The sequence below is a fragment of the Streptomyces sp. NPDC026092 genome, from assembly GCF_040638605.1.
Lineage (GTDB): Bacteria > Actinomycetota > Actinomycetes > Streptomycetales > Streptomycetaceae > Streptomyces.
The window spans coordinates 90,870-104,297 of record NZ_JBEZYN010000002.1 but is presented as its reverse complement, the minus strand read 5'-3'; the positions used below and the strand labels follow the sequence as shown (position 1 = coordinate 104,297).

Annotated in this window: 13 protein-coding genes; 3 read left to right on the top strand and 10 right to left on the bottom strand. The window is 71.5% G+C overall.

What is annotated here, in order from left to right; translation table 11 throughout:
- Positions 1 to 270: 270 nt before the first annotated feature.
- From AB0F56_RS03105 to AB0F56_RS03090, 4 genes are all read right to left on the bottom strand, one after another.
- Positions 271 to 1,416 carry a hypothetical protein gene (locus AB0F56_RS03105; RefSeq protein ID WP_362003359.1) on the bottom strand — a complete coding sequence of 382 codons (1,146 nt, stop codon included), beginning with the start codon at positions 1,414 to 1,416 and terminating at the stop codon, positions 271 to 273.
- The gene (locus tag AB0F56_RS03100; protein ID WP_362003357.1) at positions 1,398 to 2,126 is read right to left on the bottom strand and encodes an ATP-binding cassette domain-containing protein; all 729 of its coding nucleotides are present in this window, start codon (positions 2,124 to 2,126) and stop codon (positions 1,398 to 1,400) included. Before AB0F56_RS03100 ends, AB0F56_RS03105 begins: the two co-directional genes overlap by 19 nt.
- Before the next feature lie 232 nt (positions 2,127 to 2,358).
- Positions 2,359 to 3,738: an aspartate aminotransferase family protein gene (locus AB0F56_RS03095; RefSeq protein ID WP_362003355.1), complete on the bottom strand. Its 1,380-nt coding sequence runs from the start codon at positions 3,736 to 3,738 to the stop codon at positions 2,359 to 2,361.
- On the bottom strand, positions 3,723 to 4,214 hold the full coding sequence (locus tag AB0F56_RS03090) for an Lrp/AsnC family transcriptional regulator (RefSeq protein ID WP_352191863.1): 492 nt from the start codon (positions 4,212 to 4,214) through the stop codon (positions 3,723 to 3,725). Before AB0F56_RS03090 ends, AB0F56_RS03095 begins: the two co-directional genes overlap by 16 nt.
- 205 nt (positions 4,215 to 4,419) lie before the next feature.
- Here AB0F56_RS03090 and AB0F56_RS03085 point away from each other — a divergent pair, with 205 nt between their 5' ends.
- Positions 4,420 to 5,856 (top strand): gamma-aminobutyraldehyde dehydrogenase, encoded by a 1,437-nt coding sequence (locus AB0F56_RS03085; protein WP_362003353.1) that lies wholly within the window; start codon positions 4,420 to 4,422, stop codon positions 5,854 to 5,856.
- A gap of 121 nt (positions 5,857 to 5,977) precedes the next feature.
- Here the strand turns inward: AB0F56_RS03085 and AB0F56_RS03080 are convergent, their stop codons facing one another.
- Positions 5,978 to 6,856, bottom strand: a complete 879-nt coding sequence (locus AB0F56_RS03080; protein WP_362003351.1) for an AraC family transcriptional regulator — start codon at positions 6,854 to 6,856, stop codon at positions 5,978 to 5,980.
- Between the two features lie 194 nt (positions 6,857 to 7,050).
- Here AB0F56_RS03080 and AB0F56_RS03075 point away from each other — a divergent pair, with 194 nt between their 5' ends.
- Complete coding sequence (locus tag AB0F56_RS03075; RefSeq protein WP_362004007.1) at positions 7,051 to 8,214, top strand: extracellular solute-binding protein; 1,164 nt, start codon at positions 7,051 to 7,053, stop codon at positions 8,212 to 8,214.
- 50 nt (positions 8,215 to 8,264) lie between these two features.
- Entirely contained in the window at positions 8,265 to 8,825 is a 561-nt protein-coding gene (locus AB0F56_RS03070) for a hypothetical protein (protein ID WP_362003349.1), read from the top strand.
- On the opposite strand, the gene AB0F56_RS03065 is transcribed toward AB0F56_RS03070, so the two are convergent.
- From AB0F56_RS03065 to AB0F56_RS03045, 5 genes are all read right to left on the bottom strand, one after another.
- Positions 8,804 to 9,967: a serine hydrolase domain-containing protein gene (locus AB0F56_RS03065; protein ID WP_362003347.1), complete on the bottom strand. Its 1,164-nt coding sequence runs from the start codon at positions 9,965 to 9,967 to the stop codon at positions 8,804 to 8,806. The genes AB0F56_RS03070 and AB0F56_RS03065 overlap by 22 nt on opposite strands.
- A 103-nt stretch (positions 9,968 to 10,070) precedes the next feature.
- Positions 10,071 to 10,748, bottom strand: coding sequence for a response regulator transcription factor (locus tag AB0F56_RS03060; RefSeq protein WP_362003345.1), 678 nt, complete (start codon positions 10,746 to 10,748; stop codon positions 10,071 to 10,073).
- Positions 10,745 to 11,821, bottom strand: a complete 1,077-nt coding sequence (locus AB0F56_RS03055; RefSeq protein ID WP_362004005.1) for a histidine kinase — start codon at positions 11,819 to 11,821, stop codon at positions 10,745 to 10,747. Before AB0F56_RS03055 ends, AB0F56_RS03060 begins: the two co-directional genes overlap by 4 nt.
- A gap of 119 nt (positions 11,822 to 11,940) precedes the next feature.
- The gene (locus AB0F56_RS03050; protein ID WP_362003343.1) at positions 11,941 to 12,726 is read right to left on the bottom strand and encodes an SAM-dependent methyltransferase; all 786 of its coding nucleotides are present in this window, start codon (positions 12,724 to 12,726) and stop codon (positions 11,941 to 11,943) included.
- A complete protein-coding gene (locus tag AB0F56_RS03045) occupies positions 12,723 to 13,415 on the bottom strand; it encodes a glycerophosphodiester phosphodiesterase (protein WP_362003341.1) in 693 nt (230 codons plus the stop codon). Before AB0F56_RS03045 ends, AB0F56_RS03050 begins: the two co-directional genes overlap by 4 nt.
- Between the last annotated feature and the right edge of the window lie 13 nt (positions 13,416 to 13,428).

The following is a 13,428-nucleotide window of genomic DNA, read 5'->3' as shown; positions in this document are numbered from 1 at the left end:
GAGTGTGGGCGGGGGTGGGCGGGGAGCAGCGGGAGCGGGGAAGCCGGGGGTGGGCGGGGAGCAGCGGGAGCGGGGGCACCCGGGGGTGGGCGGGGAGCAGCGGGAGCGGGGGCACCCGGGGGTGGGTGGGGAGTGACGGGAGCGGGGGCACCCGGGCGTGGGTGGGGAGTGACGGGAGTCGCGGAAGCCGGGGGTGGGTGGGGGAGTGGGGAACCCCGGGGTGGGGTGGCCGGCGGGGTGTGGGGAAGCCGGGCGGCGAAGCGGGTCGCGTCAGCCGCCCAGTGGGACTGCTGCCAAGGTGCCTACCAGCCAGGTCAGGGGCAGGAAGATCGTCAGTAGGGCGGCAGCGCGCATCAGGGCTGCTGTGCGGAGGACTGTGGGTGGCGCGCCCAGGCGGACCAGGGCTTCCGTGGTGTGCGCGCGGCACTGCTTGGACTCCAGGGCCGCAGTCAGGAGCGTCGCCGTCGTGCAGGCCATCACCAGCGCCGCGCCCAGGCCGGTCAGCGGGCCGAAGTCGCCCGCCCCGGCGTCGTACAGCGTGGCCGCCGCCACCGCGCCCGAGGCCACCGCGCACACCACGCCGAGCGGGCGCCCGATGCGGCGGGACTCGTCCATCAGGACGCGGCCGGCCAGCAGGCGGGTCGCGCCGGGGCGGACGGCCTGGAGCAGCCGGCCGCACCAGTGGGTGATGCCGGGGCCCGCCATCGCGAGGCCGATCGCGGTGAGGATCCAGCCCGCGAGCACCCCCGCCGGGCTGCCCTCGAAGCGGCCGGGGAGCGGCAGTCCGCCGCTGTCCCCGCCCTGGCCCGCGTACGTCTCGACCGCGAGGCCGACCGCCAGGAGCGCCACGCCCCAGGGCAGGCCCGAGGGGGCCGTCCGCTCCGCGCCCTCGGGAGCCGCCGGGGTCTTGCGGGGGCGCAGGGCAAGGCCGGCGGCCGTGGAGGCGGTCACCGGGAGAATCGCGAGGAGCGTGAGCGCGCCCGCCAGCGGGATCGGCTGACCCGCCGCGAGCAGCTCCGCCGCCGCTCCGTCGAACGGCAGGCCCGTGATGTCGCCGCGCAGGTGCAGGTAGAACAGCAGCGCCACCATCGAGCCGAGCGTGCACGCGACGGCCGTCGAGGCCGCGGCGATCGCCGTGAGCCGCGCCGGGCCGAGCCCGATCGCCGAGAGCCCCGGGCGCGGCCGGGTGCTGGGATCCGTACGGGCCACGGCCACCGCGAAGTGCACGGTGGCGGCCATCGGGATCAGGCACCACAGCAGCCGCAGGGTCGCGGCGGAGGACCGCTCCGGGTGGCCCACGGCGTACCCCAGCGTGCACAGCAGCAGAAAGCCGACCCCCGCGGCCGCCGCGGCGACCAGGAGGCGCCGCAGCAGGACGAGGGGGTGGGTCCCGCGGACTAGACGGAGAGCGAGCACGCGGCGACGCCCTCCGCCCCGGTGGTCGGCGACGCGGTGCCCACCCGGCGCCCGTCGAGCAGGGCGACCGAGCGGTCGGCGAGGGCGGCCACCTCCGGGTCGTGGGTGGCGAGCAGCACGGTGATCCGGTGCGAGCGGGCCGCGGCCGTGAGCGTCCGCAGGACCTGGGCGCCGTCGGCGCGGTGCAGGGAGGCGGTCGGCTCGTCGGCGAAGAGCACGGACGGGGTGGTGACCAGGGCCCGGGCGATGGCGATCCGCTGCCGCTGCGACTGGGTCAGCGCGTGCGGGCGCTTGCGGGAGCAGGCCCCGATGTCGAGGCGCTCCAGCCACTCCAGGGCGGAGGCCTTCGCGGCCCGGTGCGAGACCCCGCGCAGCAGGAGCGGCAGGGCCGCGTTCTCCCAGGCGGTCAGCTCCGGTACGAGTCCTGGCTCGGGGTCGATCCAGCCGAACCGGTCCCGGCGCAGCCGTTCGCGCTGGATCGGGCCCAGGGTGTGGACGGGGCTGCTGTTGAACCAGACCTCGCCCTGCTGGGCGACCGTCTGGCCGGAGAGGCACCGCATCAGCGTGGTCTTGCCGCTGCCGCGCGGGCCGACCAGGGCGAGGATCTCGCCCTCGCGCACGCCGAGGGAGACGCCGGTCAGGACGTCCGAGCCCTCCAGGGTGCAGTGCAGGGAACGCGCCCAGAGCACGTCGTTGTCCGGTGGGGCCATCGCGTACACCTCGATGTCGGATCCGATACTTTCGTTCCCCCGTCCGAGGGAACGAAAGGACGGGCCTGTCGGTCACTGGGCACCGTAAGGATTCAGATCCGTTTGTACGGACAGCACACGGCCCGGGCGGCTGCCATCCACTCGGATGGCCGCACACCCGGGCCGGGGTCACGCCGTGAGGGCGGCGTGAGGTCCTGTGCCGGGGAGGCCGGAGCCTCCCGGGGCGGAACCGTCAGAGCTTGGTCCACGCCTCCGTCAGCACCGAGCGCAGGATGCCTTCGATCTCGTCGAAGGTGCCCTGGTCGGCGATGAGCGGCGGGGCCAGCTGGATGACCGGGTCGCCACGGTCGTCGGCGCGGCAGTACAGGCCGTTCTCGAAGAGCGCCTTCGAGAGGAAGCCGTAGAGCACGCGCTCGGTCTCCTCGTCCGTGAAGGACTCCTTGGTGACCTTGTCCTTGACGAGCTCGATGCCGTAGAAGAAGCCGTTGCCGCGGACGTCGCCGACGATCGGGAGGTCGTGCAGCTTCTTCAGGGTGTCGAAGAAGTTGCCCTCCTGGTCGAGGACGTGCTGGTTCAGGCCTTCCTTGTCGAAGATGTCGAGGTTGGCGATGGCGACCGCCGACGACACCGGGTGGCCACCGAAGGTGTAGCCGTGCAGGAAGGTGTTGTCGCCCTTGTAGAACGGCTCGGCGATGCGGTCCGAGACGATGCAGGCGCCGATCGGGGAGTAGCCCGAGGTCATGCCCTTCGCGCAGGTGATCATGTCCGGCACGTAGCCGAACTTGTCACAGGCGAACATCGTGCCGAGGCGGCCGAAGGCGCAGATCGTCTCGTCGGAGACGAGCAGCACGTCGTACTGGTCGCAGATCTCGCGGACCCGCTGGAAGTACCCGGGCGGCGGCGGGAAACAGCCACCGGCGTTCTGCACCGGCTCCAGGAAGACGGCCGCGACGGTCTCGGGGCCCTCGAAGAGGATCTGCTGCTCGATCTGGTCGGCGGCCCAGCGGCCGAAGGCCTCGGGGTCGTCGCCGTGGATCGGGGCGCGGTAGATGTTGGTGTTCGGCACCTTGTGCGCGCCGGGGACCAGCGGCTCGAAGGGGGCCTTCAGGGCCGGCAGGCCGGTGATGGAGAGGGCGCCCTGCGGGGTGCCGTGGTAGGCGACCGCACGCGAGATGACCTTGTACTTGGTGTGCTTGCCCTGCAGCTTGAAGTACTGCTTGGCGAGCTTCCAGGCGGTCTCGACGGCCTCGCCGCCACCAGTGGTGAAGAAGACCTTGTTCAGGTCGCCCGGGGCGTAGTCGGCGAGGCGCTCGGCCAGCTCGACGGCCTTGGGGTGCGCGTACGACCACACGGGGAAGAACGCGAGCTCCTGGGCCTGCTTGTACGCGACCTCGGCCAGCTCCTTGCGGCCGTGCCCGGCGTTGACCACGAAGAGACCCGCGAGACCGTCGAGGTAGCGCTTGCCCTTGTCGTCGAAGATGTAGGTGCCCTCACCACGCACGATGGTGGGGACGGGGTTGTTCTCGTACGACGACATGCGGGTGAAGTGCATCCACAGGTGGTCGTACGCGGTCTTGGACAGGTCCTGGGTCACGATTATCGAGTTCCCCACATGTAGGTCTGCTTCTTGAGCTTGAGGTAGACGAAGCTCTCCGTGGAGCGCACGCCGGGGAGGGTGCGGATGCGCTTGTTGATCACATCCAGCAGGTGGTCGTCATCCTCACAGACGACCTCCACCATCAGATCGAACGAGCCCGCGGTCATCACCACGTACTCGCATTCGCTCATGGCAGTCAGGGCCTCCGCCACCGGATCGAGGTCACCCTCGACGTTGATGCCGACCATCGCCTGGCGCCGGAGTCCCACGGTGAGCGGGTCGGTGACGGCGACGATCTGCATGACGCCCTGATCGAGCAGCTTCTGGACGCGCTGCCGTACGGCTGCCTCGGACAGGCCCACGGCCTTGCCGATGGCGGCGTACGGGCGGCGGCCGTCCTCCTGGAGCTGTTCGATGATCGCCAGGGAGACGGCATCGATCGTCGGGGACGAACCGGAACCGGTTCTGGAGTTCGTGCTTTGACTGGCCACGCCCACACTGTGCACCGAGACTCGTCGGTCTCGCAACCCCAAAGCGATGAAATTCGTTGTTTGAGCGATCGAATCTCACCGAATCCGAAGTTGGCGCGTGCTGGACCTGTCGAAAGCGTCAGGGAAGCGACTACGCTTGGGGTGTCTCGGCAAATGGGACACCGCACGAGGACGTGCGACCGAACGTGACAGGAGGGGTGGCAAAGTGACCACCGAGCTGCGCCGGCTGCGTAACTACATCAACGGGGAGTTCCGGGACGCCGCCGACGGACGGACCATCGATGTGGTCAACCCGGCCACGGGCGAGGTCTTCGCCACGTCTCCGCTCTCCGGCCAGGCGGACGTCGACGCCGCCATGGACGCGGCGGCGGCCGCGTTCCCGGCCTGGCGCGACACCACGCCGGCCGAGCGCCAGAAGGTCCTGCTGAAGATCGCGGACGCCTTCGAGGAGCGCGCCGAGGACCTGATCGCCGCCGAGGTCGAGAACACCGGCAAGCCGGTCGCTCTCACCGCGAGCGAAGAGATTCCCCCCATGGTGGACCAGATCCGCTTCTTCGCGGGTGCCGCCCGGATGCTCGAGGGTCGCTCGGCCGGCGAGTACATGGAGGGCATGACCTCCATCGTCCGCCGCGAGCCCGTGGGCGTCTGCGCCCAGGTCGCGCCGTGGAACTACCCGATGATGATGGCCGTGTGGAAGTTCGCCCCGGCGCTCGCCGCGGGCAACACCGTCGTCCTCAAGCCCTCGGACACGACCCCCGCGTCGACCGTCCTGATGGCGGAGATCATCGGCTCCATCGTGCCCAAGGGCGTCTTCAACGTCATCTGCGGCGACCGCGAGACCGGCCGCTCCATGGTCGAGCACCCGACGCCGGCGATGGCCTCCATCACCGGTTCGGTCCGCGCGGGCATGCAGGTCGCCGAGTCGGCGGCCAAGGACGTCAAGCGCGTCCACCTGGAGCTGGGCGGCAAGGCGCCGGTCGTCGTCTTCGAGGACACCGACATCGCCAAGGCCGTCGAGGACATCTCCGTGGCGGGCTTCTTCAACGCGGGCCAGGACTGTACGGCCGCGACCCGTGTCCTCGTGCACGAGTCCATCCACGACGAGTTCGTGACGCAGCTGGCCAAGGCCGCCGCCGACACGAAGACCGGTCAGCCGGACGACGAGGACGTGCTCTACGGCCCGTTGAACAACGCCAACCAGCTGAAGCAGGTCTCCGGCTTCATCGAGCGCCTCCCGGCCCACGCCAAGGTCGAGGCCGGCGGCCACCAGGTCGGCGACAAGGGCTACTTCTACGCCCCGACCGTCGTCTCCGGCCTCAAGCAGGACGACGAGATCATCCAGAACGAGGTCTTCGGCCCGGTCATCACGGTCCAGTCGTTCCGTGACGAGGACCAGGCCCTGGAGTACGCCAACGGCGTCGAGTTCGCGCTCGCCTCCTCCGTCTGGACGAAGGACCACGCCCGCGCGATGCGCATGTCGAAGTCGCTCGACTTCGGCTGCGTGTGGATCAACACCCACATCCCGCTGGTCGCGGAGATGCCGCACGGCGGCTTCAAGAAGTCCGGCTACGGCAAGGACCTCTCGGCGTACGGCTTCGACGACTACACGCGCATCAAGCACGTCATGACGTCGCTCGGCTAATACCCTCGCTCCACCGCGTCGACGATCGCGGTCCTGTGGCCCTCGGGCGGCGGGGCCGCGATCGTCGTCTGTGGGGCGGGTGCGTCCGGCGGGCGCGTCGGGCGGGTGTGTCGGGCGGGGCTCAGCCCCGCGTCTCCTCCTCCACCGGCAGCCACAGCTCGGCGTCCGCCTCGGTGCCGTCCGCCGAGAGCCGGATCCGGGCGATCTCGGGGCCGGGACGGCCGCGGTACGGGTTCGACGGGAACCACTGCGTGTAGATGTCCCGCCACAACTCCTGGATCGCCTGCGGGGCCGGCCCCGAGGTGGTGAAGACCGCCCAGGTGCCGGCGGCGACCCGCAGGACGTCCACGCCTTCCGGCGGGGCCGCGTCCGTGATCACCCCGTGGTAGTAGTCGAGTTCCGTGCCCTCGGCGCGGCTGGGGTCCAGGTCGTCGCAGACCGCGACGATGCCCTGCGGCTCCTGGTCCGACAGCGCCTCCAGGCGCTCCAGCGTCGGCTTGTCGATCCCCCGGACGAAGTCCATGATCGCCTGGTTCGGTCCCAAGTGCACCAGCGGGACCCGGGCCTTGGGGCCGACGACCGTGAACGCCGGCTTCTCCTTGATGCGGTGACGCATCGTGCTGCTCCCTTCGACGGTGAGACGGAAGGCCATCCGGGGCTGGGAGCTGAGCGCGGCGCCGGTCCGCCGGGCCTCGCCGGGACCGACGCCGTGCATGGCGCGGAACGCCCGGGCGAACGCCTCGCCCGAGCCGTACCCGTACCGCACGGCGATGTCCAGCAGCGTCTCCCGCACCGCGAGCACCTCCGCGCCCGCGAGGGTGAGCCGCCGGCGCCGTACGTACTCCGACAGCGGCATGCCCGCGAGCGCCGAGAACATCCGGCGCAGGTGGTACTCCGACGTGCCCGCGATCCGGGCCAGCTCCGTCACGTCGACGGGCCGGTCGTCGTCGGCCAGGTGGAGCTCGATGTGCTCCATCGCCCGGTTGAGCCTCTCCAGCACGCCCCGGTTCCTTCCTCTTGACGACCACCACGCTAGGCAGCACCCAGGGTGCCCGACCCGACATCCTGTGCCCGATCCTGTCGGGTGATCGACAGGGTGTCGGGGGCGCGGTCGTTCCGGCGCACGGAGCGTCCATTGTCCCGTCGTGGCCGGGCCGGGATGCTGCTCGGATGAGAGCGACAGCGAGGAAGAACATGTCCCGCCGGTCCCTGCTGCGCGGGATCGGGGGCGCCGGGGCGGTGGCGCTGCTCGCCGGCTGCGGAGTACCGGCCGCCTATGTGGAGCCGGGGCGGCGGGCGGGCCGGGACCTGTCCGCGCGGGACCTTACGCTCGACTTCGCCAACTGGCCGCTCTACATCGACACCGATGACGACGACACCTCGAAGCGGCCGACGCTGGACGCGTTCGCGGAGCGCTCCGGGATCTCCGTGCGGTACACCGAGGAGATCAACGACAACGACGAGTTCTTCGGCAAGATCAGCCCGGCGCTGATGAACCACCAGGAGACCGGCCGGGACCTCATCGTCATGAGCGACTGGATGGCCGCCCGGTTCGTCCGGCTCGGCTGGGTGCAGGAGATGGACCGGGCCGCGCAGCCGAACATCAGCCGGTACCTCGACCCGCAGCTGCGCTCGCCGGCCTTCGACGAGGGCCGGCTGCACACGGTGCCCTGGCAGTCCGGGATCACCGGCATCGCGTACAACCGCAAGAAGCTCGGCCGGGAGATCCGCTCGGTCAAGGACCTGTGGCGCGCCGAACTGCGCGGGAAGGTCACCCTGCTCTCCGGGCTCGACGAGTCGTTCGCACTGCTCATGCAGGGCAACGGGGTCGACGTCACCAAGTGGACCGCCGACGACTTCCACGCGGTGTGCGAGCAGATCGAGGAGCTGGTCGCCGAGCGGCACATCCGCCGCTTCACCGGCAACGACTACATCAAGGACCTGTCGACCGGCGACGTCCTCGCCTGTCAGGCGTACTCGGGCGACGTCATCCAGCTCCAGGCCGACAACCCCGACATCGAGTTCGTCGTCCCCGAGGAGGGCGCCGAGCTGTGGGCGGAGTCGCTGATGATCCCCAACCTGGCGCAGCACAAGACGAACGCCGAGAAGCTGGTCGACTACTACTACGAGCCGGAGGTCGCCGCCGAGTTGGCCTCCTGGGTCAACTACGTCTGCCCCGTCCCGGCCGCCCGCGACGTCCTCGCCGACTCCGACGACGAGGAGCTGGCCGCGCTCGCCGAGGACCCGCTGATCTTCCCCGACGACGAGATGCGGGGGCGGCTCGCCATCGCCCGCGACATCACGTCGGAGGAGCGGACGGAGTTCGCGAAGAGGTGGAACTCGATCGTCGGACTCTGACCCCGGTCCCCCGTTTTTGAACGCGTTCATGAGGGGCGTAGGGTGTTGTCATGAGCGAGGCGAGCGGGCCTGTGGCCCTTCTTCGGCGTATCCGTGTGTGGCTGATCCTCTTCGTCGTCTGTCTGGTGCTCAGCGGGGTCACCGCCTTCCCGCTCGTCACCGAACTGCGCTTCATCGAAGGCGCGCTGACGTCCTGGGCGGCCCCGGTCGGGGAGCTGTTCCCCGGCCTCGTCGAGTGGATCGCGCGCGTGCGCGTCGGCCTCGACATGGCCGACGCGCAGTACCCGTTCCTGCTGTACGGCAACGACTGGCTGGCCTTCGCCCACCTCGTCATCGCCGTCGCCTTCTACGGGCCCTACCGCGACCCGGTACGGAACATCTGGGTGATCGAGTTCGGGATGATCGCCTGCGTCGGGATCATCCCGCTCGCCCTGATCTGCGGGCCGATCCGCGACATCCCCTTCTGGTGGTCGGTCATCGACATGTCGTTCGGGGTCTTCGGGATCGTCCCGCTGCTCCTCGTACGCAGGCTGATCAAGCGACTTGAGGCAGTGCAGGAGGCGCGGGCCGTGGCCGGTGCGCCTCGGCCTCAGGCCGTCGGCGGTCCGTAGGCCGCCACCATCAGGGCCAGGGCGACGCTGTTCATGTCCTGGCCCTTCGCGTCCGTGGAGTTGACGCTGTACACCAGCGTGCGCTCGCCGTTCCTGGTCGAGGCGATCGCCGCGTTGTAGCCCCAGCGGCCGCCCGTCTTCCCCCACACCTCCCGCCCGCCGAGCCGCTTCATCGAGAGCCCCACGGAGTACGCGGCATCCGCGCCGCTCTTGAAGTCCTGCACCTTCGGCAGCGTGAACATCTCCTCCAGGAGCGGCCCGCGCACCACCCGGCCCTGGAACAGCGCCCGCGTGAACCGCTCCAGATCGGCCGTCGTGGAGATCAGGTCGCCCGCCGCCCAGCCGTCCGACGCGCCCCACACCGACACGTCCCGCAGCCCGGTCGTGCCGTCCGCGAGCCGCATCGACTGGTAGCCGTGGTTGTGCGGGCCCTTGATGCGCGGGGCGGCCCCGGGCAGGTACGTGCCGCGCAGCCCGAGCGGGCCGAGGACGCGCGCCTGGACCTGGCGCTCGTACGAGTCGCCGGTGACCCTCTCGATCAGCAGACCCGCGATCGTGTAGCCGATGTTGAGGTAGTGCTGCCGGGTCCCGGGGACGAACTCCGGCTGCTTCGCCGTCGCCGAGCGGACCATGGCGCGCGGGTCGTGAACCTCGAAGCGGTTCGAGTACCACTCCTCGACCGTGGAACCGGGGAAGTCGGGCGCCGGTATCCCGTGCGTGTGGTTCAGCAGCTGGCGGACCGTCACCGTCCCGTACCGGGCCGGGATCAGCTCCGGCAGGTACGAGCGGGCCGAGCGGTCCAGGTCGAGCCGCCCCTCGCCCGCCAGCTGGAGGGCGACCGCCGCCGTGAACACCTTGGTCACCGAGCCGGCGCGGAAGCGGGCGTCCGGATCGGCCGGGCGCATCGACTCCAGGTCGTGCACGCCGGAGGTGCCTCGCCAGGTGCCTTCCCGGCCCCCGATCCGGACGAGCGCGGCCGTCGCGTCCTTCGAGGGGAGGCCGGCGATCACCGCTTCGAGGGCGGCGTCCGAGGCCGGCGCGACGGACGATGCCTGAGCAGCCGTCGCGGGCAGGACTGCGGGCCCTGCCGCGACACCCAGGACGAGGGTCGCGGCGAGCAGGGCGCGGGTACGTGCGTTCATGGTCGACTCCGTTGGTGCGGTCCGCTGTTCTCCTACGCCTCACACCCTGCCGACCTGCGACGATCCACGGATCGCCGGAGGGGGGGATCTTCCGCCGCCCGGCTCATCCCCCGAGCGGGGGAGAGCCCGCCGTGACCAGGCCGCTCTCGTACGCGCAGATGACCGCCTGGATCCGGTCCCGCAGCCCCAGCTTCGCCAGCACGTTCCCCACGTGCGTCTTCACGGTGTGGTCGCTGACGACCAGCTCCGCCGCGATCTCCGCGTTCGAAAGCCCCCGAGCGAGGAGCAGCAGCGTCTCGCGCTCGCGGGCCGTCAGCGCGTCGAGCCGGGGGTCGGGCCGCGGCGCGCTCTCGCGGCGCGTCGGGCGGGTGTACTCCTCGACGAGGCGGCGCGCCACGGACGGGGCGAGCAGCGAGTCGCCCCGCGCCACCACCCGTACCGCGTGCACCAGATCGTCCCTGCGGACGTCCTTCAGGAGGAACCCGCTCGCGCCCGCGTGCAGCGCCTCGTAGACGTACGCGTCCGAGTCGAAGGTCGTCAGCATCACGCTCCGGCAGCCGCTCTCCGCGCTGATCGCCCGGCAGGCCTCGATGCCGTCCAGGCGCGGCATCCGGATGTCGAGCAGCGCCACGTCGGGGGAGTGGCGGCGCACCGCCTCCACCGCCTCCGCGCCGTCGCCCACCTCGGCGACCACCTCGATGTCCGGCTGGACGTCGAGGATCATCGAGAAACCGCTCCGGACCAGCTCCTGGTCGTCGGCCACCACCACCCGGATCGTCACGTCGCCACCCTCGTCGTGGTGCGCACGGGGAGTTCCACCCGTACCTCGAAGCCCCGGCCGTCCGGACCCGGGCCCGTCACCGCCGTACCGCCGTGCGCGGCGGCCCGCTCGCGGATCCCGACGAGCCCGTGCCCCTCGCCGCCCGCGGGCCGCGCGCCGCGCCGGGGTCCGCGCCCGTCGTCCGTCACCACGACCTCCACCACCCCGTCCTCGTACGCGAGTCGTACGGCGGCCGTCCGCGCGCCCGCGTGCTTCACCACGTTCGTCAGCGCCTCCTGCACGATCCGGTGGACCGTCGCCCCGACGGCCGCCGGAAGGGCCCGGACCCCGCCCGTCGTGTCGTACGTGACGTCGAGACCGCTCGTCCGCACCCGGTCCACGAGCGCGGGCAGCCCGCCGAGGTCCGGCTGCGGCTCACGGGGCGGCGGGGCGCCTTCCGCGCCCTCCGTCCCGTCCCGCAGCACCCCGAGCATCCGGCGCAGCTGGTCCATCGCGTCCCGGCCCGTCGCGGAGATCGCGTCGAACGCGGCCTCCGCCCGCTCCGGAGCCGCCCGCACCGCCACCGGTCCCGCCTCCGCCTGCACGACCATCAGGCTCACCGCGTGGGACAGGATGTCGTGCATCTCCCGTGCGATCCGCGCCCGTTCGCGCGCCGCGGCCCGCTCCGCCTCGACGCGGTGGGCCCGCTGCCGGGCGTCCGTCAGCCGGCCGAAGACGTACGCCGCCGCGAACACGAAGAGGGAGAAGGTCAGTTCGCGCGCCGAGCCGGTGTTGAGCCACACCGACACCGGCACCGCGACCACGAGCAGCAGCACGGTCGCCCGCCGCTGCCACGGCGGCGCGAGCGCGGCGATCGTGTGGACGATGACGAGCCCGGTGTACGGCAGTGGCTGGCCGGGGCCTTCCACCGCCAGCTCGTAGAGCGTGCTGGTCGCCAGGATGGCGAGGAGGACGGCCAGCGGGGCGCGCCGCCGCCAGACCAGCGGGAGCACGGTGAGCGTCGTCAGGCCGTACGCCGTCCAGGTCGCCGGCGGCAGCTCGGGGGCGCGCGGCACGACGAACGGCATCGTCATCGCGGCCTGCACGAGCAGCGCGATCCCGACGTCCACGGCGAGCGGATGCTCGCCCCCGAACAGCCGGGCGCGCTCGCCCAGCCCCCGTACCCACCCCCGTATGTCCCCCGGTGTGCCCACTACGGCTTCCGGCCCACCGCGCCGAACTGCGCCACCTCGCTCGCCGGGGCGAACCGCCAGCTCGCGCAGGAGACGATCCCCGGCTCCAGGACGTCGAGGCCGTCGAGGAAGGAGGCGAACTCGGCGCGGGTGCGGGCCGTGATCGGCGGGGTCGCGTTCTCGTTCCAGAACGCCATCGCCGCCACGTTCCCCTCGCCGCCGAGCTCCGGCTCAAGGGTCGGGTGGGTCAGCACGAGGTACGAACCGGAGGGGACGGCGGCCATCAGCGTCCGGACGATCTCGCGGGCCTCGTCGGTGTCGAGGACGAAGTTGAGGATGCCGAGCATTATCACCGCGACCGGCCGCGACAGATCGAGAGTGCGGCTCGCCGCCTCCACGATCCGCCGCGGGTCCCGCGCGTCCGCGTCGACGTAGTCGGTGACCCCCTCCGGGGCACTGGTCAGCAGCGCGCGGGCGTGGGTCAGGACGATCGGGTCGTTGTCGACGTAGACGATCCGCGACTCCGGGGCGATGCGCTGGGCGACCTCGTGGGTGTTGTCGGCGGTCGGCAGGCCCGTACCGATGTCCAGGAACTGCCGCACCCCGGCCTCGGCCGCGAGATGTGTGACCGCCCGGCCGAGGAACGCCCGGTCCGCGCGGGCGACTTCGCCGATGCTCGGGTAGAAGCCGGTGACCTGGTCGCCGACCTCCCGGTCCACCGGGTAGTTGTCCTTGCCGCCCAACCAGTAGTTCCACACACGGGCGTTGTGGGCGATGTCGGTCCGGATCCTGTCGATCCCTGTCACCTCGGCGTACCCCTTCGCAGCTCGGCGGCGAGCGCGTCCACCCGGTTGGTGGTGATCGCGTCCACTCCGTGGGAGAGGAGCTTACGCATGGTGCGCCGGGTGTCCGCGGTCCAGGCCGAGACGAGGTAGCCGTCCCCGTGCACCCGCTCCACCAGGTCCCGACTCAGCACCCCGAAGCGGTAGTTGAGCCAGCGGGGCCGGACCGCGTCGAGCAGGGCGGCCCGGGGCGGGGCGAGCGAGTTCCAGGTCAGCGCGATTTCGGCGGCCGGGTCGGCGGCCCGTACGTGGAGCATCGCGACGCCGCCCGCGCAGTAGTAGACGCGCTCGGCGGCGCCGCACTCGCGGACCGTACCGACGATTCGGCGGACCGACTCCTCGTTCCCGCCGGGCAGATCGAGCATCAGCCGGTACGGCCCCGCCGCGATCAGCGCCTCGCGCAGGGTGGGCACGCCGTCGTACGTCAGCTCCCGCACCTGCGCGAGAGTGAGCGCGGAGAGCGGCCGGTCGTGACCCCACAGCCGCCCCAGCGTGTCGTCGTGGAGGAGGACGGGAACGCCGTCGCGGGTGAGCCGTACATCGATCTCGACGGCGTCCGCGCCGCCCTCGATCGCCGAGACGATCGAGGGCACGGTGTTCTCGCGGACGCGGTACGGGTCGCCGCGGTGGCCTACGACAGTGACGTGGTCCATGCGGCCATTGTGG